This is a genomic window from Streptomyces capparidis (genome assembly GCF_054782095.1).
In genome coordinates, this window is the sequence record NZ_BAAGTD010000081.1 from 1 (window position 1) to 24,634 (window position 24,634).

20 protein-coding genes, 3 tRNA genes and 2 pseudogenes are annotated in these 24,634 nt (G+C 76.3%); 15 read left to right on the forward strand and 10 right to left on the reverse strand.

Annotated elements, in window-relative coordinates:
- The 4 genes from ACYVO2_RS35350 to ACYVO2_RS35365 all read right to left on the reverse strand — a co-directional run.
- Positions 1-667 (reverse strand): hypothetical protein (locus tag ACYVO2_RS35350; protein WP_461012211.1); only part of this gene is annotated, 667 nt, incomplete at its 3' end.
- A complete protein-coding gene (locus tag ACYVO2_RS35355; protein ID WP_461012212.1) occupies positions 664-1,458 on the reverse strand; it encodes a cupin domain-containing protein in 795 nt (264 codons plus the stop codon). The genes ACYVO2_RS35355 and ACYVO2_RS35350, both read right to left, overlap by 4 nt.
- Positions 1,451-2,653, reverse strand: a complete 1,203-nt coding sequence (locus tag ACYVO2_RS35360) for a sedoheptulose 7-phosphate cyclase (RefSeq protein ID WP_461012213.1) — start codon at positions 2,651-2,653, stop codon at positions 1,451-1,453. The genes ACYVO2_RS35355 and ACYVO2_RS35360 overlap by 8 nt, the downstream gene beginning before the upstream one ends.
- A gap of 284 nt (positions 2,654-2,937) precedes the next feature.
- Positions 2,938-4,152, reverse strand: a complete 1,215-nt coding sequence (locus tag ACYVO2_RS35365) for a 3-dehydroquinate synthase family protein (protein WP_461012214.1) — start codon at positions 4,150-4,152, stop codon at positions 2,938-2,940.
- Between the two features lie 544 nt (positions 4,153-4,696).
- On the opposite strand from ACYVO2_RS35365, the gene ACYVO2_RS35370 reads away from it, so the two are divergent.
- Together ACYVO2_RS35370 and ACYVO2_RS35375 are read left to right on the forward strand one after the other, a co-directional pair.
- Positions 4,697-4,861, forward strand: a complete 165-nt coding sequence (locus tag ACYVO2_RS35370) for a hypothetical protein (protein ID WP_461012215.1) — start codon at positions 4,697-4,699, stop codon at positions 4,859-4,861.
- Positions 4,862-5,250: 389 nt separating this feature from the next.
- Complete coding sequence (locus ACYVO2_RS35375; RefSeq protein WP_461012216.1) at positions 5,251-6,624, forward strand: geranylgeranyl reductase family protein; 1,374 nt, start codon at positions 5,251-5,253, stop codon at positions 6,622-6,624.
- A gap of 73 nt (positions 6,625-6,697) precedes the next feature.
- Here ACYVO2_RS35375 and ACYVO2_RS35380 read toward each other — a convergent pair whose 3' ends face one another.
- A complete protein-coding gene (locus ACYVO2_RS35380; RefSeq protein ID WP_461012228.1) occupies positions 6,698-7,945 on the reverse strand; it encodes an MFS transporter in 1,248 nt (415 codons plus the stop codon).
- 768 nt (positions 7,946-8,713) lie between these two features.
- On the opposite strand from ACYVO2_RS35380, the gene ACYVO2_RS35385 reads away from it, so the two are divergent.
- The gene (locus tag ACYVO2_RS35385) at positions 8,714-9,463 is read left to right on the forward strand and encodes a Clp protease N-terminal domain-containing protein (protein WP_461012217.1); all 750 of its coding nucleotides are present in this window, start codon (positions 8,714-8,716) and stop codon (positions 9,461-9,463) included.
- Between the two features lie 47 nt (positions 9,464-9,510).
- On the opposite strand, the gene ACYVO2_RS35390 is transcribed toward ACYVO2_RS35385, so the two are convergent.
- Positions 9,511-10,398, reverse strand: a complete 888-nt coding sequence (locus ACYVO2_RS35390; RefSeq protein ID WP_461012218.1) for an SDR family oxidoreductase — start codon at positions 10,396-10,398, stop codon at positions 9,511-9,513.
- Positions 10,399-10,564: 166 nt separating this feature from the next.
- Between ACYVO2_RS35390 and ACYVO2_RS35395 the strand changes: the two are divergent.
- The 5 genes and pseudogenes from ACYVO2_RS35395 to ACYVO2_RS35415 all read left to right on the forward strand — a co-directional run bounded on the left by ACYVO2_RS35395 (position 10,565) and on the right by ACYVO2_RS35415 (position 13,647).
- Positions 10,565-10,637: pseudogene (locus ACYVO2_RS35395) on the forward strand.
- Between the two features lie 138 nt (positions 10,638-10,775).
- Positions 10,776-10,848: transfer RNA gene (locus ACYVO2_RS35400), tRNA-Gly, on the forward strand.
- A gap of 13 nt (positions 10,849-10,861) precedes the next feature.
- Positions 10,862-10,933 (forward strand) — tRNA-Glu (locus tag ACYVO2_RS35405).
- 54 nt (positions 10,934-10,987) lie between these two features.
- A complete protein-coding gene (locus tag ACYVO2_RS35410) occupies positions 10,988-12,328 on the forward strand; it encodes an SDR family NAD(P)-dependent oxidoreductase (protein ID WP_461012229.1) in 1,341 nt (446 codons plus the stop codon).
- Positions 12,325-13,647 (forward strand): leucine-rich repeat domain-containing protein, encoded by a 1,323-nt coding sequence (locus ACYVO2_RS35415; RefSeq protein WP_461012219.1) that lies wholly within the window; start codon positions 12,325-12,327, stop codon positions 13,645-13,647. The genes ACYVO2_RS35410 and ACYVO2_RS35415 overlap by 4 nt, the downstream gene beginning before the upstream one ends.
- 135 nt (positions 13,648-13,782) lie before the next feature.
- Here ACYVO2_RS35415 and ACYVO2_RS35420 read toward each other — a convergent pair whose 3' ends face one another.
- Entirely contained in the window at positions 13,783-15,651 is a 1,869-nt protein-coding gene (locus ACYVO2_RS35420) for an AAA family ATPase (RefSeq protein ID WP_461012220.1), read from the reverse strand.
- Positions 15,648-17,051, reverse strand: coding sequence for a vWA domain-containing protein (locus ACYVO2_RS35425; protein WP_461012221.1), 1,404 nt, complete (start codon positions 17,049-17,051; stop codon positions 15,648-15,650). Before ACYVO2_RS35425 ends, ACYVO2_RS35420 begins: the two co-directional genes overlap by 4 nt.
- A 93-nt stretch (positions 17,052-17,144) precedes the next feature.
- On the opposite strand from ACYVO2_RS35425, the gene ACYVO2_RS35430 reads away from it, so the two are divergent.
- Positions 17,145-17,219: transfer RNA gene (locus ACYVO2_RS35430), tRNA-Trp, on the forward strand.
- A gap of 101 nt (positions 17,220-17,320) precedes the next feature.
- On the opposite strand, the gene ACYVO2_RS35435 is transcribed toward ACYVO2_RS35430, so the two are convergent.
- On the reverse strand, positions 17,321-18,160 hold the full coding sequence (locus ACYVO2_RS35435) for a hypothetical protein (RefSeq protein WP_461012222.1): 840 nt from the start codon (positions 18,158-18,160) through the stop codon (positions 17,321-17,323).
- Between the two features lie 149 nt (positions 18,161-18,309).
- On the opposite strand from ACYVO2_RS35435, the gene ACYVO2_RS35440 reads away from it, so the two are divergent.
- The 4 genes from ACYVO2_RS35440 to cpt all read left to right on the forward strand — a co-directional run bounded on the left by ACYVO2_RS35440 (position 18,310) and on the right by cpt (position 20,736).
- On the forward strand, positions 18,310-18,891 hold the full coding sequence (locus ACYVO2_RS35440; protein WP_461012223.1) for an Lrp/AsnC family transcriptional regulator: 582 nt from the start codon (positions 18,310-18,312) through the stop codon (positions 18,889-18,891).
- Complete coding sequence (locus ACYVO2_RS35445; RefSeq protein WP_461012224.1) at positions 18,891-19,523, forward strand: LysE family translocator; 633 nt, start codon at positions 18,891-18,893, stop codon at positions 19,521-19,523. The genes ACYVO2_RS35440 and ACYVO2_RS35445 overlap by 1 nt, the downstream gene beginning before the upstream one ends.
- Positions 19,524-19,578: 55 nt before the next feature.
- Positions 19,579-20,142 (forward strand): GNAT family N-acetyltransferase, encoded by a 564-nt coding sequence (locus ACYVO2_RS35450; RefSeq protein WP_461012225.1) that lies wholly within the window; start codon positions 19,579-19,581, stop codon positions 20,140-20,142.
- Between the two features lie 63 nt (positions 20,143-20,205).
- The gene (gene cpt, locus ACYVO2_RS35455) at positions 20,206-20,736 is read left to right on the forward strand and encodes a chloramphenicol phosphotransferase CPT (RefSeq protein ID WP_461012230.1); all 531 of its coding nucleotides are present in this window, start codon (positions 20,206-20,208) and stop codon (positions 20,734-20,736) included.
- Between the two features lie 31 nt (positions 20,737-20,767).
- On the opposite strand, the pseudogene ACYVO2_RS35460 reads toward cpt, so the two are convergent.
- Positions 20,768-21,160: pseudogene (locus ACYVO2_RS35460) on the reverse strand (DUF6624 domain-containing protein); the annotation flags it as partial.
- A gap of 218 nt (positions 21,161-21,378) precedes the next feature.
- Between ACYVO2_RS35460 and ACYVO2_RS35465 the strand changes: the two are divergent.
- Positions 21,379-21,780, forward strand: coding sequence for a DUF6234 family protein (locus ACYVO2_RS35465; RefSeq protein WP_461012226.1), 402 nt, complete (start codon positions 21,379-21,381; stop codon positions 21,778-21,780).
- A gap of 1,176 nt (positions 21,781-22,956) precedes the next feature.
- Positions 22,957-24,405, forward strand: a complete 1,449-nt coding sequence (locus ACYVO2_RS35470) for a glycoside hydrolase family 5 protein (protein ID WP_461012227.1) — start codon at positions 22,957-22,959, stop codon at positions 24,403-24,405.
- Positions 24,406-24,634: the final 229 nt, after the last annotated feature.

Below are 24,634 nucleotides of genomic sequence, written 5' to 3' on the forward strand. Positions count from 1 at the left end.
AGTTGTGCCTTCCGATTGTCTTCCTAAGACCGCTTGGCCTCCGACTTGGGGACGCCGGGCGCGGGGGCCGCGGCGGGGCGGCGGGCGCGGCGGGGGCGCGGCGGCGGCGGCCGCGGCCGGGGGTGGTGGCCGGGGCGGGTCGGGCGGGTGGACGGGAGCGGGCGGCCCCGGCCGGGGCCGCGGGGGCGTCGGTGGACGGGCGGAGGCGGACGGCCGGGCCCGGCCGGACCGCGGCGGGGCCGGGGGCCGGGCCGGGAGCCGGTGCGGGGCGGGCCTCGGCCACCGTGTCCGGGGTGCGCGGCGGCAGGGCGGCGGTGACGGCGGGCGGCACGGTGGTCAGGCACAGCAGCTCCGCGCCGTACCGTCCCGCCTCCAGCTCCACGTCCTCGCCGCGCGGGGCCAGCACGAGGCTGCCTTCACCCAGCCGCTGGGGCCTGTTATCAGACCCGCCGGCGCTGAGCGCGGCGGTGCCCCGCACGACGTACCAGGCGGCCTCGGTGCCCTCCCGGCCGACGAGGGCGAACCGCGCGCCGGGGCTGAGGCCGACGCGGTCGAACGCCTCGCACTCGCTGTGCAGCATGCCGCGCCTGGCCAGGCAGTGGATGCGGATCCGTTCCGTGCCGTGGCCGAGCAGGACCTCGGCGCGGCCCGCGGGGGCGACGATCACCGGTCGCCCCCTTCCGGGACGGCCAGCACGGCGTGGAAGTACTCCAGGCCGCCCGGTCCCGCGGTCAGGGTGGCGGACGACCCCAGGGGCAGGGTCAGCCCGGTGCCGTGGCCGAGCGGTACCCGGGTGCCGCGGGTGCGGGCCTGCCCGGTGCCGCCGGTGACGAACACGGTGTGCTCGACGCCGTCGGCGTCCAGCGTGGCCCGGCCGCCGGGGCGCAGCCGGTCCACGGCGATCAGGCGCAGCGGGCCGGTCAGGACGCGGCCCGGGTCCACCGGGCCGGTGCGGCGCAGGTCGGGGACGACGGCGCTGCCGCGTCCGGGCGGACGGGTGTCGGGGCGGGGCACGGTGGGTCCTCCTTCGGTGGGGGTCACGGATCCAGCGGGGGCGGGGGTGGGAGTGGGGATGCCGGGGGTGGCGGCCGGGGGTCCCGGGGTCGCGGTGAGTTCGACGACCAGCCAGGACAGCGGGTCCCGCCCGGTGTTGCGCAGGCCGTGGCGGGTGCCGAGCCCGGTGAGCACGGCGGCGCCGGGGCCGACGCGGTGGGGCGTGCCGTCGAGCGTGATCACGCCCCGGCCGCCGAGCAGCACGTACACCTCCTCGGTGCGGGAGTGCAGGTGCTCGCCGCTGACCCCGCCGGGCGGCAGCCAGGCCCACTCCACGGCCTCCCACGCCCCGTGCAGTCCGGCGCGTCTGGCCAGGCACGCCCAGCGGGACAGGCCGTCGGCGGCGTGCACGCCGTACACGTCGGCGGGGTGCCGCACGGTGGCGACGACGGGTGCCTCACGCACGGCGGTCCTCCCGGCTGCGCAGGAACTCCGCGGCGCGCTCCAGCTCGCCGCCCGTCACGTCGTTGACGAAGCAGGCGTCGCCGATGCCCAGGGGCAGGGGCAGCCGCTGCTCGCCGTCGCGGTGCCGCACCGTGTCGGCGAGCGCGTCGGCGAGGACGTCCGGCCGGCACAGCGGGTGGGTGACGGGCAGCCGCAGCCTGCGCATCACCGACAGGACGCGGTCGCGCTGCCTGACGCCGATCAGGCCGCGCCGCCAGGCGAGCACGGTGGTCAGCGCCATGTCGACGCAGACCGCCTCGCCGTGCAGCAGGGCGGGCCCGGAGCCGGGGGTGAAGGACCGCATCTCGATGGTCGGGCTGAACGTGTGGCCGTAGTCCACCACCCGCTCCAGGCCGTGCTCCCACAGGTTGGGCTGGAGCTCGGCGAGCATGCCGTGCACGGCGCGGGCCAGCACCTCGGTGGCGCTCGACCCGGGCTCCTCGCGCATCCGGTGCCGCACCAGCCGCTCCGCGTCGCGCTCCAGCAGCTCGAACAGGCGCTGGTCCAGGACGAGCGCGATCTTCAGGATCTCGGCCAGGCCGTTGCTGACGTGCCTGTCGTCGAGGGTGGCCAGGAACGCCGGATCGAGCAGGGTGGTGGAGGCGGCGTGGTAGGTGCCGAGCCGGTTCTTGTGGGAGCCGGAGTTCACCCCGGTCTTCACCCCCACCCCGGCGTCGACGAGGCCGATCAGGGTGGTGGGCACCCGCACGTACGGGGTGCTGCGGCGGTACAGGCCGCAGGCGAGGCCGACGATGTCCAGCAGCACCCCGCCGCCGACCGCGATCACGGGCTCGCGGCGCCGGTCGACGCCGAAGGAGTCCATCGCCTCGGTGACGCGGCAGACCGAGTCCATCGTCTTCAGCCGCTCGTGGGCGGGCAGCACCAGGACCTCGGAGTCCAGGTCGCGGGCCCGGCAGTAGGCGCGTATCGCCCGGCCGTACAGCTCGTCCACCCGGGCCTCGACGACCAGCAGCCGCCGCGGGGAGCCGGGCTGCCCGGCCGTGGCCAGCGCGGGGTTGGCCGGGTCGAGCACGCCCGGGCACAGCCGGACCTCGTAGCTGACGGTCCTGGCGGCGCTGACGGTCCAGCCGCTGACCGGGCGGCCGGTGGTGAACAGGCCGTGGGCGGGGCGGGGGGTGCCATTCTCGGTGAGCACTGTGGTGTTTCTCCTTCGTTCTCGGCGCGGGGTCTCCGCGTTCCTCCCGCGGGCGCCGCCGCGGGGCGTTCGGGGTTTTCCGGGGTTCCGCCCGCCTTTCGCCGCGGACTTCTCCGCGGTCCCGGCGCGGCGTTTCCCCCGGGGTGCCGCGGATTCCTCGCGGAGTTCCGCGGCGGCCGGTGCGGGGCGGGCTCCGGGGCCCGGGTCCTTCCCGCACCGACGACACTTCCTGGCCCGCCGCCCCAGGCGCATGGGAGCGGGGGCGGGGCCTTGTCCCTTCCGGTTCACGGCCGTCCGGGACCGGCCGGGACCGGCTGCCGGGACAGCGGTCCCGGACCGGGCGCCGGGTGCCGCGGCGGCAGCAGGGACTCGATCGCGGCGCGCAGCTCGTCCCGGGCCACCCGGGTGGCCATCCGGCCGCGCTCGCGGTGGGGGCGGCCCAGACCGTCGAGCAGGGCGACGTCGGCGCCGTCCGCGCCGGAGGCGGCCAGGGCCGCCACCCGCTCCGGGTCCAGCTCCCGCGGCCACACCGCGGGGGCGCCCGCGCGCTCCAGCAGCAGCCGGTGCGCCCGCTCGTCCGCGGTGTCCATCAGGCCCCGCCGCACCGCGATCCGGGCCGCGGCGAGCATCCCGAGGCCGGTGGCGAACCCGTGGCGCAGGGTGCCGCCTGCGGCCGACCGGGCGGCGCGCCCGACGGTGTCCCCGTAGCGCAGCGCCGCGCCGAGCCCCTCCTCCAGGGGGTCGAAGGCGGTGAGCGCCGCGCGGACGTCCGCGGTGAGGCCGAGGAACGCGGCCAGGGCGCGCGGGCCGTACCGGGCGTCCGGGCGCAGCGTCGCGGCCATGTCGTCGTACCGCGCGGGGGCGGCGGCGAGCACGGCCCTGACCACCTGCGCCACGCCGGACCTGACCGCGTCGCGGGGCTGGGTGGCCAGCAGGTCGGTGTGGGTCCACACCAGCGCGGGCGGCGGCACGGGGCCGCCGTCCGGGTGGCGCAGCGCCAGGGCGGCGCCGGCGGCGGTCCACAGGGTGGTGGGCAGGTGCACCGGGCGCGCCCCGGCGTGCGCGGCGAGCAGCCGGGCGGCGTCCACGGCGCGGGTGCCGCCCAGGGAGACGACGGCCTCCGGGCGGGCGGACCCCGGCAGGTCCCAGGGCGGCCACGGGCCGGGCTGCGGCGGACGGGCGGGCAGGCGCAGCACGCGCGTGGGCGCGGCCGCGGTGAGGTGGGCCAGGACCCGCGCGGCGTGCTCGGGGGGCAGCAGGTCGTCGACGACCAGCAGGTGCCGCTCCGCGCCCAAGTCGGCGGCGAGGCGGCCGAGCTCGGCCCACGTCCCGGCGCCGGAGCGGGCCCGGAACGGGAAGTGGACGACACCGCTGAGCAGGTGGCGGTCGACGCGGACCGCGTCGGCTCCGAGGGAGACGGCGGGGGAGGAGGCGGACGGGCCGTGGGCGGTGTCCGGGGTGGGACCTGTGCGGCGATCGGCGGTGATCGGGAGGGCCATGGGAATCTCGCTCGGGCTGTGGAGTCGTCCTTGCCCTGCTCACGCTCGGTGGCCCGGCGCCCCGGACGCATGATGCGGCGGCCCCGTCCGTGCCCCGGCGTCCGCCCGGTGCGCTCCCACGGCCTTCCCGGTGGCCCGGACCGATGTCCCGGCCCCGATGCGCGAGCCCGTGACCCGGCTGCCGTGCCCCGGCGCGTTCCGGTGCGCTCCCGCGGGCCGGAACGAGAGCCGGGGCGCGCGGGCGCGCCCCGGGTTGCGCGAAATGTGCCAAGCGGCCCCGGGCGAATCCGTCACCACCCGTGGATTCGGTGGGAGCCGCAGGTGGGATGGGTAGCTTGGAGGTGCGTTCCGGTCGCCGGTGTCCGGTCGGCGCGCCGGGCGGGCCGGGCCGGTCCACGCCGCCACCGGGCGCGCCGAAGGCGGCGTTTCCCCGCGGAACCACCGTCGATCAGGTCTACTTGGAAGGCGTACCGGCGAGTACGGCGACGGCCGTGCGGCCGGTCCCGGTACGGCCTCGTGCGACGCCACGGACGAAGGAGCCGACATGAGCTGCGGAAAGTGCCTGTTCGACCCGCCCAAGCCGCCGTACGGGGCGCAGTACCAGGGCGCCCGGGTGCACGACCTGGACGCCGAGGACGACGGCGCCGAGCCGGTGCCGTGCGGCCACGCCGAGTGCGCCGCCGCCGAGTCGGCCCCGCACACGCACTGACCCTCCCGCCCGTCGCATCGCCCGCCGCCCCGGTGGCGGACGCCGCGACGGGAGGGAGCCCCGGTGCGGGTCCCGCGCGCCGGGCGGGTGCCGCGGCCTGCTCCCCCGCTCCCCTCCCCCGGCTCCGTCTTCCGCCGCTCCGCGGGCAATTCCCGAGCCGCCCCGCCCCGCCGGGAATGGCCTCCGCGTATTTCACCCGTTCAGCCGGCCGCCGCCCCGGCCGCGGTCCCCTGTCGCCGAAGCCGGAAGCCGCACCGCGCCGCCTTCTCGCAAACACCCAGGGGATTTGCTAGGAATTCCTCGCTGCCTTTTCTCTTTCTCTCCTTTCCGCATCTCCCCTCCCGCGTCCCCCTCCGCGTCTCCCTTCTGCATCTCCCCCGAGGAGCCCTATGCCCTCCGAGACGGGTCTCCCGCTCGACCAGTCCGCGCACGAGCCCGCCCCGGCCGTCCCGCCCCCGGCCGAGGGGCGGCCCGAGGGCGACACCCGGGCCCAGGTGATCGTGGTGGGCGCGGGCCCTGGCGGCTCCTCCGCCGCTTACCACCTGGCCCGGCACGGCATCGACGTGCTGCTGCTGGAGAAGGCGGAGTTCCCCCGGGAGAAGGTGTGCGGGGACGGGCTGACGCCGCGCGTGGTGCACCAGCTCGTCCGGATGGACATCGACACCACCGGGGAGGGCTGGGTGCGCAACCGGGGGCTGCGCCTGGTGTCGGGTGACGTCCGCCTCGAACTCGACTGGCCGGAGACGGCGCGCTTCCCCGGCTACGGCCTGACCCGCACCCGTCTGGACTTCGACGAGCTGCTGGCCCGGCACGCGGTGGCGGCCGGGGCGAGGCTGCTGACGGCGGCGAAGGTCACCGGTCCCGTGCTGGACGCGGCCGGGCGGGTCACGGGCGTGCGGGCGCAGGTGGGGCCGCGGCGGCAGCCCATGACCTGCACCGCGCCGCTGGTCGTGGCGGCGGACGGCGGCTCCGCCAGGCTCGCCATGGCGCTGGGCGTGGAGCGGCGCAAGGACCGCCCCGTGGGCACCGCGATCCGCCGCTACTACCGCAGCCCGGCCCGGCACCGCGATCCGTACCTGGAGTGCTGGCTGGACCTGCGCCGCCGCCAGGACGACCGGGTGCTGCCCGGGTACGGGTGGATCTTCCCGCTCGGGGACGGCAGGGTGAACGTGGGCCTGGGCGTGCTCAACGACGCCCACGACGGGTCGTTCGACACCCGCAGGATGCTGCGCGACTGGCTGGACCGCACCCCGGACGCGTGGGGTCTGCGGGAGGAGAACGCGGACGGGCCGGTGCGCGGGGCGGCGCTGCCGATGGGCTTCAACCGGGTCCCGCACTACCTGCCGGGGATGCTGCTGGTCGGCGACTGCGGCGGGATGGTCAACCCGTGCAACGGCGAGGGCATCGCCTACGCGATGGAGTCGGGCGAGCTGGCCGCGGACATCGCGGTGCAGGCGCTGGCCAGGCCGGAGGGGCCGGCGCGGGAGCGGGTGCTGCGGTGGTACCCGTACGAGCTGCACCGGCGGCACGGCCGCTACTACCGCCTGGGCACGGCCCTGTCCGCGGTGCTGGCCAGGCCCGCGGTCACCGCGCTGGTCAGCCGCAGGCTGGTGCTGGCGCCGCCGGTGATGCGGGTGCTGTTCCGGGCCATGTGCAACCTCGTCGACGAGCCGGGCGGAGACGCCGCGGACCGGGTGATCAACGCCCTGGTGCGGGCGGTGCCCGAGCGGGCGCCGCGGGAGCGGGTGCTGCCGGGGCCGTGACGCGCGGGCGCCGCCGCCCGTCCCGGTCCACCCGTCCCGGTCCGCCGGGCCGCGGGCGGCGGCGCGCGGCGGGTCAGGCGGCGGTGGACAGCCCGGGCGCCGGGGCGGCGGCGGGCCCCCGCACCGGGACGACGGCGACCTCGCGGGAGGCCAGGCGGGCGCGGCCGGCGGCGCCCGCGCCGATCGCGCCGGCGATGACCACGCCGCCCAGGACCAGCGCCCCGCGGGCGCCCGCCAGTTGCAGCAGCAGGCCGAGCAGCGGCGGGCCGGCCAGGCCCCAGCCGGTGCTCAGGCTGCGCCACACCCCGAGGACGCGGCCGCGCAGGTGCGGCGGCGGGTCCGTCTGGAGGACGGTGGCGCCCGCCGTGTCGGACAGCGCCTCGGCCACCGCCATCGGCACCACCAGGAGCAGCAGCACGGTCAGCGTCGGGGACAGCCCGGCGGCGGCCTGGAGCAGCCCGCCCGCGGCGGCCAGCGCGGCCACCAGCCGCACCGAGGGCCGGCGCAGCCGCCCGGCGAGCACCGCGCCGCCGATGCCGCCCGCGGCCAGCACGGTGGAGACCAGGCCGAACTGCTCGGTGCCGCCGTGCAGCGGGCCGGTGACCAGGACGGCCAGGGTCAGCCCGTAGTTGCGCCCGAACACCGCGGACAGGCCGGTGACGGCGGCCAGCGCGACGAGGCGGGGCCGGCGGGCGAAGAACGCCATGCCCTCGCGGGCGCCGCCGGTCCCCCGCGGGGCGGCGCCCGCGCCGGCGGGCGGCGGGGCGGTGTCGTCGCGGACCGTGCGCAGGAACGGGATGACGGCGGCGACGAACAGGAACGACAGGCCGTTGGCCACGTAGGCGGCGCCGGTGCCGAGCAGGGCCACGGTGACGCCCGCGAGCGCGGTGCCGGCGAGCCTGCCGACGCTGTGCACGACGGAGCCGAGCGCGATCGCGGAGGGCACGTCCCCGGCGGGCACCAGGTCGTTGCCGAGCAGCGCGGTCGCGGGGCCGTCCACCGTGGCGACCAGGCCGGTGACGGCGGCCAGCGCGAGCAGCAGCGGGAAGTCCAGCGCGTCGAGGGCGACCAGCGCGGCCGTGGCGAAGGCGACCAGGCCGAGCACGGCCTGGCTGACCGCGGCGGTGAGCTTGCGCGGCCAGGCGTCCACCCTGGCGCCTCCGGCGGCGCCGAGCAGCAGGCCGGGGGCGGACTGCGCGGCGAGGGAGAGCCCGGCCGCGGCGGCGGAGCCGGTGATGTGCAGCACGAGCAGGTTCTGCACGGTGAGCTGCATCCAGGTGCCGGCGTTGGAGACGAGGTTCGCCAGGGACCACCAGCGCATGCCGGAGTGGCGCAGGCAGCGCCAGGGGCTGCGGTCGGTCCCGGGCGCCGCCCGGCCGCGCCGGGCCGTACGGCGGCGGCGGCCGGCGGGGGCGCCGGACGGGGGCTCGGCCGGCGCCTCGGCCGGGGCGGGTCCGGGGTGCCCGGGGGTGGGGGATCCGGGGGCCGGGGGTTCCGGGGCCGAGGGTTCCGGAGCCGGGGGCTCGGCGAGGTCAGCGGTGTGAGGCATGGAGGCAGGCAGGGGTGGGTGGGGTCGGGGGCGGTGCGGGGGGCGCCGGACGGTTCCCGGCGCGGAAGTTCCCGGGAGAGGAGTTCACGGCAGAGAAGAACCCCGATCAGGCGTGGCCCGACCGAGGTCGTCGCGCGTTCTCCCGGCCGGCCGCGGTGCCGCGACCGCCGGGTCCGGCGTCGCCCCATGCTCCCAGACGGCTTCCGCGAGCCGGGAGCCGCGCGGCGCCGCCGTGCCTGCCCGGCGGGCCAAGTCACGCGTTCGAGGGTGGACTTGGCGCGCGAGTGTCCTTACTCACACGCCCGCCCGCCTGCCGCGTCCCCGCCGCACGCCTGTCGCTCCCGCGCCGCGCACCCGGCCCGCGCACACCAGTGGGCGCCCTCCCGACGCCGACCCCTGGACACATAACCCCGCCGGGGGTATACCTAGCGCATAACCCCGCACTAACCCCTATGGGGTTCGGGTGGAGGCGAGGGGCGGAACCCCGGCCCCGGAGGCACCTCCCGGCCCCTCGCCCCGGAACACCGACGGAGGCCGCTCATGCCCAAGATCAACGTCTATCTGCCCGACGACCTCGCCGACGCCGTCAAGGAGGCGGGCCTGCCCGTCTCCGCCATCTGCCAGCGCGCCCTGGAGCAGGCGGTGCGCCGGGTGACCGCCATCCGGGAGACCGCCCTCGGCGACCTGGAGAGCGACGACCCCACCGCCCGCCTGACCCACTTCACCGACCGGGCCAGGGCCGCCATGCGGCTCGCCGTCCAGCGGGCCGGGGCCGAGGGCGCGGCGCGCGTCGGCACCGAGCACGTGCTCGGCGGGCTCCTCCAGGAGGGCGGCAACCTCGGGTTCCAGGTGCTGCTCGCGCTGGAGATCGACCCCGACCGGGTGGCCCGCGAACTCGCCGAGCGGGTGCCGGACCCGGCGGAGGGCGAGCCGGCCAGGCACTTCAGCGGCCCCCTGGCGAACGCGCTCGAGCTGACCGTCACCGAGGCGACCGGGCTCGGCCACAACTACGTCGGCTGCGAGCACCTGCTGCTCGGCCTGGTCGCCGAGCCCGACGGCACCGCCGGCCAGGTGCTGCGCGCGCTGGGCGCCGAGCTGCGGCTGACCCGCCGCGCCGTCGCCGCGGCCCTGGCCGGGTACCGGCACCTGCGGGCCACCCAGAGCGCGGCGGAGCAGCCCGCCGCGGCGTCCCCCGAGGCCGTGCGCGCGGCCCTGGCGGCGGCCGTCCGCGAGGAGTTGCGCCCCCTGACCGAGCGCCTGGAGCGCCTGGAGCGGCACGTCGGGCTGTGACGGGCTCCCGGTCGGGACGCGGCGCGCGGCCCGGGGGCAGGGGGCGCTCAGGGCAGCGGGGTGCCGCCCGTGGCGTTCACGATCTCCGCCGTGATGTAGCTCGCCTCGGGGGAGGCGAGGAACACGTACGCCGGGGCCATCTCCGCGGGCTGGGCGGCGCGGCCGATCGGGGCCTGGGCGCCGAACTCGGAGGTGTCCGGCATGGTGGCCGGGATCAGCGGCGTCCACACCGGCCCCGGCGCCACCGCGTTGACCCTGATGCCGCGCTCCGCCAGGTACTGGGCGAGCGCCTGGGTGAAGGTGACGATGGCGCCCTTGGTGGTGGCGTAGTCCAGCAGGTGCGGGCTCGGCTTGTACGCCTGCACCGAGGTGGTGTTGATGATGCTGCCGCCCTCGGGGATGTGGGGCAGCGCCATCTTCGACAGCCAGAACATGCCGTAGAGGTTGGTGCGCAGGGTGCGGTCGAACTGCTCGGTGGAGATGCCCTCGATGCTGTCGGACTGGGCCATCTGGTAGGCCGCGTTGTTCACCAGGACGTCGATGCGCCCGAACTCCCGCACCGCGCGCTCCACCAGGGAGCGGCACTGGCTCTCCTCGCGGATGTCGCAGGAGACCGCGACGGCCCTGCGCCCGGCCTCGGTGACCAGGCGTACGGTCTCCCGCGCCTCGTCCTCCTCCTGCTCCAGGTGGGTGAACAGCACGTCCGCGCCCTCCCTGGCGAACGCCAGCGCCACCGCCCGGCCGATCCCGGAGTCCCCTCCGGTGATCACCGTGCGGCGCCCTTCGAGGCGGCCGCTGCCCCGGTAGGAGCTCTCCCCGTGGTCGGGCCTGGGCTCCATGTCCTCGGTGCCGCCGGGGTGCGGCTGGTCCTGCTGGGGGAACTCCGGGCGCGGGTAGCGCTCGGCCGGGTTCTGCGGGGCCCGCTGCTCGTCCACTGCGCTGAAACCTCTCCTCCGGCTTCGGGGTCTGCTTCCTGCCGCGCCGAGATGTGATCGGCAGCGGACGGGTTCCCTGGGCCCACCAGGGCAAACCCCGCGATCGGGGACGCCACGCGACAGGGCCGGCGGAGTGATCGTCACACGGTAGGATCCCAGCCAATGCCCGGGTGTAGCGCAGAGGCAGTCGCACCCACGGCCGTAGTGGGAGGACGCCGGTTCGAATCCGGTCGCCCGGGCAGGCACCGCGAGCCCCGCGGCGCGGCCCGGCGGGCGCACACCGTCCCCACCGACGGAGGGCACCGGTTCGCGTCCGACCGCGACCATCCCAGGGGATCGGGCGCAGTGATCGTCACACGATAGGATCGCGCCCCAGCTCGTGCGTAGCGCAGCGGCAGACGCACCCGCAAGCCGTGCGGGAGGACGCCGGTTCGAATCCGGCCGTGCGAGCGGGCACCATCACGACCCCGTAGCGCAGAGGCAGGCGCACCGTTACCTCATGGCGGGTACGCCGGTTCGAATCCGGCCGGGGTCACCCAAGGGGGCATCGGGGCAGGGGCACTTCGGACGGGGCGGGCACGTGGACGGCATCACCGAGGAGGAGCTGGCGGCGTTCCACCGCACCGTGGCCAGGCTCCGCGACCTCTCCCCCGACGACCCGGTGCGGCTGCGCGCCGAGCACGTCGCCGAGTCCCTGGTCCGGGACGGGCGACGCCGGCGCAGGAAGCGGCGCGGCCGGCTGCGGGCCGAGGCGGACGCCGCCGTGCTCGCCGCCACCGCCACCGGCGCCACCGCCCGCCGCGAGGACGCCCCGCTCACCGCCCCCGGCACGCCCGGGGTGCTGGCCCGGGCGCGCCGCTGCTACGTGTGCAAGGGCTCCTACCGGCAGACCGACGCCTTCTACCACCTGCTGTGCCCCGCCTGCGCGGCCGACAACTCCGCCCGCCGCGCGCTGAGCTGCGACCTGACCGGGCGGCGCGCCCTGCTCACCGGCGGACGCGTGAAGATCGGGTTCCAGCTCGCGCTGATGATGCTGCGCGACGGCGCGGAGCTCCTCGTCACCAGCCGGTTCCCGCACGACACGCTGCGCCGCTTCCGCGCCGTGCCCGGCAGCGGGGCGTGGCTGGACCGGCTCACCGTCGTCGCCGTCGACCTGCGCGACCCGCGGCAGGTCCTCGGCCTGTGCGAGCAACTGCGCGCCGACGGCAGGCCGCTGGACATCCTCGTCAACAACGCCGCCCAGACGGTGCGGCGGCCCGCCGCCTCCTACGCGCTGCTGGCCGAGGGGGAGGCCGGGACGCTGCCCGCCGGGGTGCTGGCCGCGCCCGGGTTCCGCCCCATGGCGGCACTGCCCGGAGACGGCGGGGCGGGCGGCGCGGCGGCGGGCGGGGTGCTCGCCCTGGTCCTCGGGGAGCCGGACGAGGCCGGGCTGCTGCCCGACCCGGCGCGGGACAACTCCTGGTCGGCGCGGCTCGGCGGGCTCGACCCGGCCGAGGTGCTGGAGACGCAGTTGGTCAACGCCCTCGCCCCGGCGCTGCTGTGCGACCGACTGCTGCCGCTGCTGCTCGCCTCGCCGCACCCGCGCCGCTACATCGTCAACGTCACGGCCGTGGAGGGGCGGTTCGCCGTGCGCCGCAAGACCTCGGGGCACCCGCACACCAACATGGCCAAGGCCGCGCTCAACATGCTCACCCGCACCAGCGGCCCGGAACTGGCCGCGCGGGGCGTGCACATGTGCAGCGTGGACACGGGGTGGATCACCGACGAGAACCCGCTGCCGACGAAGGTCCGGATCGCGGAGGGCGGCTTCCGCACCCCGCTGGACGTCGTGGACGGCGCCGCGCGCGTGTACGACCCCATCGTGCGCGGCGAGGCCGGCGCCCCGGTGGCGGGGGTGTTCCTCAAGGACTACCAGGAAGCCGAGTGGTGAGCGTGCACCAGAACCCGGAGACCGGGGGCACCCGCGAAGGCGCCGCGCCCGGGGGCGCCACACCCGGGGGCGCCGTGCCGGGAGGGGCCGTGTCCGGGGCGGCGGGCGGCGCCGGGCCCGCGGAGCGGCCGTTCGCCGGGATCGGGCCCCTCGTCCCCCGCCCCGCGGCCGACCTCGACCCGCTGCTGGCCTGGCTGCGCACGGGCGAGGCCCCCGCCGGGCGGCTCGACTTCCCCGCGGGGACGGCGCTGCCCGACGGGCGGCTCGACCTGTGCAAGCAGGCCCTGGGCGCCGAGGGGGCGGCGCGGGTCGCCGAGGCCCTGCGGCCCGGTCCGGTGCGCCATCTGCTGCTGGGCACGGACGGGCTGGGCGACGACGGCGCCTCCGCGGTCGCCGAGCGGGCCGCGGACAGCGACGTCGAGACCCTCTACCTCGGCTGCAACGGGATCACGGCGGGCGGCGCCTGCCGGATCGCCGACAGCCTGCGCGCCTCCCCGCAGGCCGTCACCGGGGTGTGGCTCAAGCGCAATCCGCTCGGCGCGGGCGGCGGGGACGCGGCGGCCGCCCTGGTGGACGCGGCCCGCTCCCTGCGCACCTTGGACCTGGTGCAGACCGGCCTGACCCCGGAGGGCCTGGCCGTGCTCGCCGACGCGCTGGTGACGGCGGCGGCGTCGGGCCGCCGGGTGCTGCGGCTGTACGCCGGGGGGAACCCGCTCGGCCCCGGCGGCGCCCGTGCCGCGGCGCCGATCCTGGCCGCCGGGGCCGTCGGCGAGCTGTACCTGTCCGCCGCCGGGCTCGGCGACGAGGGCGCGCTGGCCCTCGCCGACGCCCTGGCCGCGGCGCCGTACGGCGCCCTGACCCGGCTGTCGGTGGCCAGCGACGGCATCGGCCCGCGCGCCGCCGCCCGGCTGGTGGCCGCCGCGGTCGCCGCCGGGGTGGAGGTGTGCGACCTGGGCCGGGTGCGGGCCGCCGGAGCGCTCGGGGCGCCGGGCAACCGCGTGGACGAGGCCGCGGCCACCGCCATCGCCGGGGCCCTGTCCGCCGGGCCGCACCGGATGACCCACCTGGTGCTGGCGCACACCGGGATGCGCAGCCGCGAGGCGCACCGGCTGCTGGACGGCGCGGAGCGGGCGGTCAGCCCCACCCGGTTCCTGCTCGGCAAGGGCGTCGCCACCAGCGTCCGGCGCCGCCTGGACGCCCGCAGTGGCGGCCTGCCGCCGCTGCCGCCCGTGCCCGCCGACGTGGCCGCGGTGCGCAGCGTGTACCGCACGGCGCCGCCGACGGCCGGGGAGCCGGGCCACGCGGACGACGGGGACTGAGCGACCGGACGGCCGGGACGGGCGGCGGGGACCGGCGGCGGGCGGCCGGGAGGCGGGCGGCCGGGAGGCGGGCCACCGCCGGGGCGCCGGGCGGCCCGGCCCCCGTCCGCGGCCCGTGTCCCGCGCCGTCCGGGGCTACCGCGGCATCTTCGCGAACGTCTCTATCCAGAACCGCTGGTGCTGTTCGGACGCCCCCACCAGGTAGGTGGAGCGCAGCTTCGGCGGCAGCAGCGCCACCAGGCGGGCCACCGCCTTGCGGTGCTTCTTCAACTGGGACAGCTCCGCGTTGGCCAGCACCTGGTGGACGATGTCGCTGTCGTTGTCCCCCTCGCTGGACGCCTGCCCCGCCCGCCGCAGCCGCGCCTCCCAGGCGTCCACGTCCTTGGCCAGCTCGGCGAGCCCCGTCACGGGCCGGTTGCTCAGCCGGTCGACCAGGGCGGTCAGCGGCACGGGGGCGTACTCGCCGTCGCCGAGGTAGATGGTGCCGATCTCCAGGGGCAGGTCCCGCTGGTGCAGCTTGATCAGCCGCTCCATGGTCCGCTTGGTGATCCAGGCCCGGCCCTCGTCGTCGATGTCGTGCTTCCACCACTCCAGCACCGTCTCGGCGACGGCGCCGTACCGGGCGATCAGCCACTCGTTGGCGGGGATGTCCTCCGGCTCCACCTCGAGGGAGGCGGTGAACCGGGTGGCCTGCGCGATGTTGTTCCGGGCGACCCGGAGCTTGCGGCCCAGGTGGTACGGCGGGTTCTGCACGGCGATCTGGGCGCGCAGGTTCGGTATCGGCCGTCCGGCCAGGGACCACTCCTGGGTGATCTCCATCAGCTTGGCGAACGCGGCCTTGTCCTTGGGGCGGTTGTACTCGTCCCAGACGATGGCCTTCGGCTCCGCGGTGGTGAAGTTGGCGGCCAGCAGGTTGTCCAGCGAGCCGTCGGGGGTGGGGATGGGGGCGCACAGGTCCTCGACGTTGGTGACCGGCAGCGAGAAGTACAGCGGCTCGCGGCCCAGCTCGGCCCGTACCGTCTCGCGGACCACCTCGGTCTTGCCGCAGCCGGGCGGGCCCTGGAGCAGCACCGTCCAGCGGTTGCGCAGCGCCGCGCGCACCACCCGGCGCACCGGGTCGGGCACCGTGCCGGGGTTGGGCACGCCCAGATTGGTGGCGATCCGGTCCAGGATCTCCGCGGTGCGGTCCTGGACCCGCCCGTTCTCGCCGACCTGCTCGGCCAGGCGCATCCGTTCGCCGTTGACCAGGGGCAGTCCCCAGCGCAGCGGGAAGCCCTCGCGGGCGTTGGCCAGGATGTGGTCGAGGGTGCGCGGGGAGAGCAGTTCGCGCAGGGCGGGGCTGAGCGACGCCCACAGGGCGAACACTCCGCGCAGGTTCCACTCGCGGTACTTCCAGGCGAGGCGGATCCGCCAGGAGGTGTCGTTGGCGGTGAGCCGCACCGTCACCATCCGGTCGAGGATGGCCAGGTCGCTGCGGCGGGCCGCGGTCTCGGCCAGGGACTCGTTGTCGGTGAGGAACACCCCGACGCAGCCGAGCGCCCGCAGGTCGTACTCGCCGAGCGTCCAGTTGCAGGCGATCTGCATCAACTGGGACTGGATGGTCTCCCCGGCCTGGAGGGAGTCGTCGATGAGCAGGACGAACCTGCGGCCCGGCTTGAGCTGGCTCATCACCAGTTGGCGCAGCACCAGCTCGCCGGTGCGCGCGTCCCGCACGGGGGCGTTGGCCAGCAGGTCGTCGGGGGTGAGGTTGGCCGCGGGCACGAACACCAGCTCGGTGTCCTCGTGGGCCTCGGCGATGTGGCTGAAGAACGTGGCGGTCTTGCCGATGCCGTGCTCGCCGAAGACCTGCCCGGTCTGGCCCATGTCGATCATGGCGTCGATGAAGGACTCGAGACGGGACCGGCCGGTCCAGCCCTCGGGCGGCTCCGGGTAGGTGGCGCTGGCCCGCCAGGCGCGCCGGGCCTGCGTCCGCTCCCGGGATTCCTCGGTGGTGGTGCTGGTCATCGTTCTCCTGTCGTGACGCGGTGGCAGGCCATGGGCGGGTCGTGGGCCTCGGGCCAGTCGTCGCCGCCCTCGGTGATCAGCCAGATCCACTTGTCGGGCTCGGCCGGGGTGACGTGCGGGGCGTAGCCGTCGGTGAGCATGATCACCGCGTCCGGGCGCTCCTCGAACAGCGCGCCGTTCACGGCGGTGCGGCCCTCGACGTAGTCCACGACGGCCTGGAAGCTGGTGCCGCCTCCGCCGTAGACGCGCTCGCCGGGCTTGAACGGCATCACCACCCCGTCGAAGGACAGCCAGTGGGCGGCCACGCCGTCGATGCCGCCGACCAGATCGGTGAGCCAGTGGACCACGCTGTCGGGCATCGAGCCCGAGGTGTCGTAGGCGATGACGAGGACCTTGTCGCGGACCGGGCCGCGGCGGGAGAGCATCGGGTCGTGCCCGAGCGCGGCGAGCAGGGCGCCGCGCTTCTTGGGGTAGACCAGGCGCTCGCCCTCCCGCAGCCGGGACGCCAGGACGTCCACCAGCCAGCGCTGCCACCAGTCGACCCGGCCGGTGCGGGCGGTCTGCCCGCGCAGCGCGCCCGCGCCGAGCCGCCCCCAGATGCGGCTGACGCGCTCGGAGGCGCCGTCGGTGCGGTCCATCAGGTCGAGCAGCTCGCGCTCGGCTCCGGCGTGGCCCCTGCGGGCGGCGAGCAGCGAGTTGAGCAGCGCGGAGGAGACGGCCAGGTCGGTGGCCTCCTGGTCGGCCGGTATGCCCCCCTCGGCGAGGTGGATGCACAGCGGCGCGGGCACCGGCGGGTTCTTCATCCGCTTCAGCTCGGCGTACACGGTCATGTCGGTGGCGGTGAACTCGCCGTAGGACAGCGGGTCCAGGCCCTGCGCGGTCAGGTCGGCGGCGTAGTCGGCGTGCACCCGCCGGGGGTCCACGCCGGTGGGCTCGCCGTTCAGCAGCGGGAGCGCGTCGCGGCCGAGGCGGACCATCGCCACATGGTTGATCGACACCTCGGCGGCGATGTCGAACACGGGGTCCTCCCGCAGCTCCGGCTCGGCGAACAGGTGGCGGTGCACCAGGTGCCTGGCCTCGTGGAACAGCACGAACTTCACCCCCTCCAGGCCGAGGCCGACGAAGAAGCCGGGGTTGTACAGCAGCAGGCAGGAGCCGTCGCCCGAGGCGACCACGGCGGCGGTGTCGATCGCGGTGGTGGGGATCTGGTGGCGGCACTTGGAGTACAGCCAGGAGGCCACGGCCGAGTCGGTGAGGCCGAAGTCGAGCAGCGCCGACTCCTTCAGCCGCCGCGCCTCCTCGACCACCTCGGGATCGGCGGGCCGCCAGCGCTCCAGCGCGCGGCGGTCCGTCAGATCGACCACGTGCCGCCGCTTCTCCCGGCGCCCGTCGTAGGCCATGCCACCCCCCGTTGTGTTGCGACGCTTCCTACTTGCTATCAGTTCGCACCGACAGCGCCCCTCCGGCCCCGGGCGGCTACGATCGCCCGAGGACGGGGCGTAGCGCAGAGGCAGTCGCGCCCGGTCTCCACAACCGGGAGGACGCTGGTTCGACTCCAGCCGCCCCGTCCGCCTCCACCCGCAGCCCTCCGCCCTCTGCCCTCCGGTGCGAGGGCCGTTCCCGCCGAGCCGTGCCGCTCCGGCCGACCCGCGGCGCGCGGCTCACCCCGTCAGGCCGCGGTGTGCGCGATCGCGCCCGAGGTGGCCACCAGTTCCGGCAGCGTGCCGGAGAAGGTGGGCAGCAACTGGGCGCACACCGCCCACGCCTCGGGGTTCCCGCCGAGGTGGGCGCGCACCTGCGGGCGCAGCGCCGCGGCGGCCTCCTCCGCCCGGGCGGGGAAGGCCACGCGGCCCAGCGACAGCACGGTGAGCACGTCGCGGGCGGGCCGCCAGGCGCGGACGTACTCCGCGGCGTCCCGCACGATGCCCGCCTGCCGCAGCCGGTGGGCGAACTTCGGGTGGGAGCCGAACTGCTCGCGCAGCGCGGGCGGGCAGTCGATGCGTATCGCCAGGGCCCAGCGGGCGTGCCCGGGCAGCGGCTCCTCGCGGTCGGCGGCGGCTATCCGGGGCCAGTGCTCGCGGGAGACGGCCATGGCGGCGGACCTGGCCTGCCGCAGCGTGCGCGCGCGGCGCAGTGTGCCGACGACGCCGTGCGGGGAGGCCGCGGCGGGTATCTCCGGCTCGTCGTAGTACTCCAGGTCCTGCGGACGCTCCACGGGCGCCCGGTCACCGGGGCCGAACGGGACGCCGCGCAGGACGTCGCGCTTGACCGCGTTGGTGGAGTGCGGGTTGTGGAAGGCCAGGGCGTTGACGTCCGGGTCGTCCTGCTCCAGCAACCACAGCAGGACCGAGGCGGGCGCCGCGTCGAGGTAACCGAGCTCCTCGGCGGCCTCCGCCCTGCCCCGCGCGGACGGCCGCGGGGCCTCGTCCCCGAGCCGGGAGCGCGCCCGCTCCGCCTCCTGCGGCCCGACCAGGCCGAGCAGGAAGTCCATCCCCGTAGCCGTGCTCATCGCGTCCCCTCCTCGTGCACGGACCGATCTTCGCAGACGGGTACGACAGCCCGCACAGGCATTCCACCGCGACGGTCCCACGACGGGGCTTTCGAAGAATCGTAGTCATCCCATACGATCATTCTAAGATTCATGGAAAGGCGATCGCGGTGACGAACGAAACATCCGGCGACTCCTCCCGCTCCGGGCCGCCGCCCCTGGACTCGACCGCGCGGGAGCTGCTGCGGCTCCTCCAGGCCGACGGACGGGCCACCCACGCGGCGCTCGGCAAGGCCGTCGGGCTCACCGGCCCCTCGGTGCACTCCCGGATCCGGCACCTGGAGCGGGACGGCGTCATCCGCGGCTACACCGCCCTGGTGGACCCGGCGGCGGTGGACCAGTCCCTCGTCGCCTTCGTCCGGGTCTCCACCCGGGCGTCGGCCGACGAGCAGGAACCCTTCGAGCAGTTCGTGCGGGACGAGCCGCAGATCCTCGAGTGCCACGACGTGGACGGCGAGGACAGCTACATCCTCAAGGTGCGCACCGCGTCCCCGCGGACGCTGCGGGTCCTGCTGTCCCGGATCCGGGCCATCCCGGGCATCACCAGGACCGTGACCTCCATCGCCCTGGAGACGGTCAAGGACGTCACCGAGAGCGGCCACCTCGCCGACCCCTCCCGCCTCGACGACCCCACCGGCACCGACCGCACCGGCACCGACCCCGCCGGGCCCTCCCGCGCCGGGGAGGAGTGATGGGCGAGGTGCTGTGGCTCGGCGTCCTGCTGGGCGTCGGGGCCGCGCTGTCCGTGGGCCCGGTGTTCGTCACCATCCTCCAGGAGTCGGCGTCCCGGGGCTTCGGCGCGGGGCTGCGCGTCATCCTCGGCTCCGCCCTCGCCGACCTGGTGCTGCTGCTGCCCGCGCTCGCCTTCGCCTGGGTGATCAGCGCGCTGGCCGCCGCGTCGTTCTGGGTGGGCCTGGCGGGCGCCGCCGTCTTCCTGGCCCTGGCGTGGCAGGGCGCGCGCGACGCGCGGCGGCTGTGGCGGGAGGGCCAGGCGGCGGCCGAGACCCCGGACCGGGCGTTCGTCAAGGGCGTCATCGGCAACCTCGTCAACCCGTTGACGTGGACGTTCTGGCTCGCCACCGGGACGCCGACGATGCTGCGCGCCCACGACGCGGGCGGCGCCGCGGGACTGGCGCTGTTCACCGCCGTCTGGTTCACCGTCGCCTCCGGCCTGGAGGCGGTGATCGCCTTCTGCGTGGCCCGGCTCGGCACCGGCGTCGGACCGCGCGGGCAAGGGGTGTTCACCGCCCTGTCCGCCGTGCTGTTCGCGGTGCTCGCGGGCCTGCTGACGGTGCGCGACGTGCTTCCGCCGCTGCTGGCGTGAACCCCGCCCGGGTCCTGTGGCCGCCGCCCGCGGGCGGCGGCCGTAGGGTGAGCCCGTGCTGGCACCCGACTTCCCGATCCGCACCGAGCGGCTGGAGCTGCGCCCGTTCGCCCCAGGCGACCTCGCCGCGGTCCACGCCTGCTTCCGCGTGCCCGACGTCGTCCGCCATCTGCGCTGGGAGCCCCTCGACCTGGAGGGCGCCCGGCAGTTGCTCGCCGCGCGCCTCGGGCGCAGCGCGCTGCGGGCCGAGGGGGACGTGCTCCACCCGGCCGTCGTGCTGCGGGCGACCGGCGAGGTGATCGGCGAGGTGATGCTCCAGTGGACCAGCGAACCGGACCGCCAGGGCGAGATCGGCTATGTGCTCCACCCCCGCCACTGCGGGCACGGGTACGCCACCGAGGCCGCCCGGGAGATGCTGCGGCTCGGCTTCGAGGGCCTGCGGCTGCACCGGATCGCGGCGAGCCTCGACGCGGAGAACACCGCCTCGGCGCGGGTCGTGGAGCGGCTCGGCATGCGCCGCGAGGCCCGTCTGGTCCACAACCACCGGCTGAAGGGCTCGTGGCGGGACGAGCTGGTGTACGCGATGCTCGAGGACGAGTGGCCCGGATCGCCCCGCTGACCGGGCGAAAAGCGCTGGTCCGGGCGTGAGTCCGCCCTCTACGGTGCCTTGGTGACCGTCCAGGTGATCGTGCTCAATGGTGGTTCCAGCGCGGGCAAGTCCCGGATCGCCCGCTGCCTCCAGACGCTGCTGCCCGACCCGTGGCTGGTGCTCGGCGCGGACACCCTCGTCGACGCGCTGCCGCCCGCGCTGCTCGGCGCGGACGGCGGGATCGCGTTCGCCGAGGACGGCGGGGTGGACGTCGGCCCGGCCTTCCGGCGGTTGGACGAGGCGTGGTCCCTCGGCGTGGCCGCCATGGCCCGCGCGGGCGCCCGTGTCGTGGTGGACGAGGTGTTCCTCGGCGGCGCCGACTCGCAGCGGCGGTGGCGCGAGGCGCTGCACGGGCTCGGCGTGCTGTGGGTCGGGGTGCGGTGCGACGCCGCGGTCGCCGAGGCCCGCGAGACCGCGCGCGGCGACCGTACGCCGGGGATGGCCCGCGGGCAGGCGGAGGCCGTCCACCGGGGCGTGGTGTACGACATGGAGGTGGACACCACCCGCACCGAGGCGCTGGAGTGCGCCCGCGCCATCGCCGCCCGGGTGGGCCGGACGGGCTGAGCGGCGGTCGGCCGCGAGGGCCGGGCACCGGGAAGCGGGCGGTGTACACGGCGAACGGCTCGATGCCGACCTGAGCCCGCAGCTCGTCCAGCCGCTCGGGGTCCTCGCAAGGCCACGGCACGGGCGCCCCGTCCCCGACCCCGGCGACCCGGGTGCCGTAGCGCTGCTCCCGGCCCTCGTCGACCCGGGTCCTGTCGTGCAGGAAGGCCAGTTGCCGCCGGTCCGCCTCGCCCGCGGCCACCGCCCGCTCCATCAGCCCGAGCGCCCGCCGCTGCACCTCCAGTCGGCGGTCGGCGTGCTGCGCGACCAGCCACGCCGCCCGCGCCGCCGCCTCCCCGTCGTCGCCGTTCGCGAGGTGGGACGAGCGGTGGCCGGCCTCCGCCATGTCGGGCAACTCGCGTGCCGGGTCGTGCCGGAGGGTCATGGGCGGCCTCCTGGGTGCCGGTCGGTCGGGTCGCGGACACCACGGTGGGGCGGCGGAACGCGACGAAGATCGTCTTGGCGGACGGTGACAGGCCCGGCCCCGGCGGGAGGCAAATGGATCACGCGCGGGCCGCTGGGCGGAACCTCACAGAACGGCGTCGCGGGAAGTGAGTAGCCGTACTCAGGCGGTGTCCGGCTGCCGCTGTGAGACTGCCGCGCATGTCTTCGCAGACCTCACAGGTCGGGTCCCGCGCGGCGTGGGGAGAGCGGCTGTCCGACGTGCTCGTCGCGGTCATGGCCCTCGCCCTGGAAGCGCTCGCCGTGCTCGTCGTCGGCTACCTCGCGCTGTCCACCTCCTGGGACACCGACGGCTTGGGCAACGGCGAGGCGCTGCCCGTCCTCGGGGTCATCGCGCTGGCCGCGGGCCTCGCGGCGTTCGGCTTCTTCCGGGCGCGGCTGCCGGTGGCGGCCTGGACCCAGGCCCTGGCCGCGGCGGCCCTGGTGCTGTTCGCCGTCCTCGCCCCCTTCTCCGACGACGACACCCGCCCCTCCTCCCCCGGCCTCACGGACCGGAGCACCCAGTGCCACGACGACGAGAAGTGCCGCACCGGCGAACGCTGACCCGCCCCCCGCCGCGGACGAACGGACGGTCCCCCACGGGATCGCGGGGAAGCCCCGCACCGGGGCCACGACGGGCCCGGACGGTGTGGGCTCGTCGCCGCGGGCCCGGGTCCGCGGCGGGCGGGCGACCGGGCGCCGCCCCGGGGCGGGGCGTGCGGTGGCCCCGGTCGGGTGGCGGCGGTGGAGCCGCCGCCGCGTGGTCGGCGTCCGAAAAGGGTTGGTCTCCCCGGGTGTCCGGGCGCCCCGGAGCGGGTCTGCGGCGACGGGCCCTCCTGCCGGGGGTCGGCCCGGGACCGGCCATCGGCGGACGGGGTCACCGGCGGGAGCCCGGAGATCCGCACCCGGTTGATCAGCGCGCGTCAGGCGATACCGGCGACCCGGAGCGGACCGGCCCTCCCCGGGATGCGGTCGGACCACCTCAACGGCGAGGAGGAGCATCCCTCCAGGGCGATCCGCGCCCGGCCGCCACGCCGAGGCCTCCGGGCACGCGATCCCGGAGCGGCCCGACCAGGCCCGAAACCGGACGCGGCACGGCGGTTGCGGCGGATGTCCGCCCACCCGCCCGCGACCGGCGTGCCCCCCTCCGCCGCGATGTGGTCGGACTTCGCTTCCGCCGAGCCCATGCGGCGCCACGGGCGCACCACCCGCCGAGACAGGCCCACCGGGCCCTGCCGCACCACCGTCCCGGGAGCCCGATCCGTTCCGTCGGCGGGCCCGTCAGGTCCGCCCCGCGCCGAGGCGCAGGCCCGCGCTTCGGCGCGGCGTGGGGCACGGCGGCCCCGCCGGGACGTGGCCGGATCGCCGCGCGCCCCGGTCACGGGGCGTGCAGGCAGGGTGACTCGCGGCAACTGGGTGGGAGCGCTCCCGTCCATGAAGCGCCGCTTCACAAGATGCAGGACCGCAACGGGCAGTGAGGGCCCTGCGGGCTGCCCGGTTTCGACAAATGAAAGCGGTCCGATGCGTTGACATGACCACACCCCGTCTGAGTTCATATTTTCCGGCGCCACCCGAGAGGCAGCGCGCCACAAGGTGAATATGGGCCGCCATTCCGTCGGCGCGAAGAGCCGCGCGCCCGATGACGCACCGTGCACCACCCGGCAAGCACCTGAGCCCAGATCCCGCCGCCTGTGGCCGTCCATTGGGAGCGCTCCCACCGATCGAGAGAGGGTCCGAGCCGTGCGACGTCCCCCGCTCCCCCGGCCGAAGCCGGCCGCCGTGGCCCTGGCCGCGGTGGCGCTGCTGCTGCCGCCCCTGGCCGCAGGCACCGCGACGGCCTCCGCCCCGGCGCCGGCCTCGACCCCCGCCCCGGCCGCGTCCGCCGCCGACACCGCGGACTGGCTGCACACCCAGGGCAACCGGATCGTGGACGCGAACGGCGACGAGGTCTGGCTGACCGGCGCCAATTGGTTCGGCTTCAACGCCACCGAGCGGGTCTTCCACGGCCTGTGGTCCGCCAACATCGAGGAGGTCACCAAGTCCCTGGCCCAGCGCGGCATCAACATCGTCCGGGTGCCGATCTCCACCCAGTTGCTGCTGGAGTGGCGCGACGGCCGGGCCACCGTCCCGTCGGCCGTCAACGCCTGGGCCAACCCGGAGCTCGCGGGGAAGACCAGCCTCCAGGTCTTCGACCACTGGCTGGCGCTGTGCGAGAAGTACGGGCTGAAGGTCATGCTCGACGTGCACAGCGCCGACGCGGACAACTCCGGCCACACCTACCCGGTCTGGTACAAGGGCAGCATCACGCCGGAGCTGTTCCACCAGGCGTGGGAGTGGGTCACGGCCCGCTACCGCGACGACGACACCCTCGTCGCGATGGACGTGAAGAACGAGCCCCACGGCGGCGCGAACGAGAGCCCGCGCGCCAAGTGGGACGGCTCGGCCGACCAGGACAACTTCAAGCACACCTGCCAGACCGCGGGCCGCCGCATCCTGGCGGTGAACCCGAACGTGCTGGTGCTGTGCGAGGGCGTCCAGATCTATCCGAGGAACGGCGCCGACTGGAGCTCCACCAACAGCGCCGACTACCACGGCATGTGGTGGGGCGGGAACCTGCGCGGGGTGCGCGACCACCCGGTGGACCTCGGCGCCGGGCAGGACCAACTGGTGTACTCCCCGCACGACTACGGCCCCTCAGTGGCCCAGCAGCCGTGGTTCAAGGGCGACTGGAGCCGCGCCACCCTCGAACGCGACGCCTGGGACCCCAACTGGCTGTTCATCCACAAGGAGAACAAGGCGCCGCTGCTCATCGGCGAGTGGGGCGGCCACATGGACGGCGGCGCCAACGAGAAGTGGATGCGGGCGCTGCGCGACCTGATCGCCGAGAACCGGATCCACCAGACGTTCTGGTGCGTCAACCCCAACTCCGGGGACACCGGCGGCCTGCTGGGGCACGACTGGAAGACCTGGGACGAGAGCAAGTACGCCCTCCTCAAACCCGCCCTGTGGCAGCACCAGGGCAAGTTCGTGAGCCTCGACCACCAGGTCAGGCTCGGCGGTGCCGGCAGCACCACCGGGCTGAGCCTGGCCGATGTCCACGGGGGCGGCGCGAACGGTGGCCCACCCCCCACGGCCGCCGCCGCGGCCGGTGACGCCGATCCGCACCCGGCGAGCCGAGCCCGCGAGTAGCCGCCCCCCGCCGCCCGCCCCGCCCGGTGTCCCCAAACCACCCCGGGCGGGGCGGGAACCACGTCCGCGCCCGTCCGCGCCCGTCCGCCGCGGCGCGGTGATCCGCGCGGCGGGACCGCCCGCGCCGTGTCCGCCGGGGACGGCGAGCGAGCCGCGCCCGAGCACGCGCCCGTCGAGGTGGCGCGCCCGCCGGGCGCGCCGCCGGTCACTGCCCGTCGGCGGCCGGACC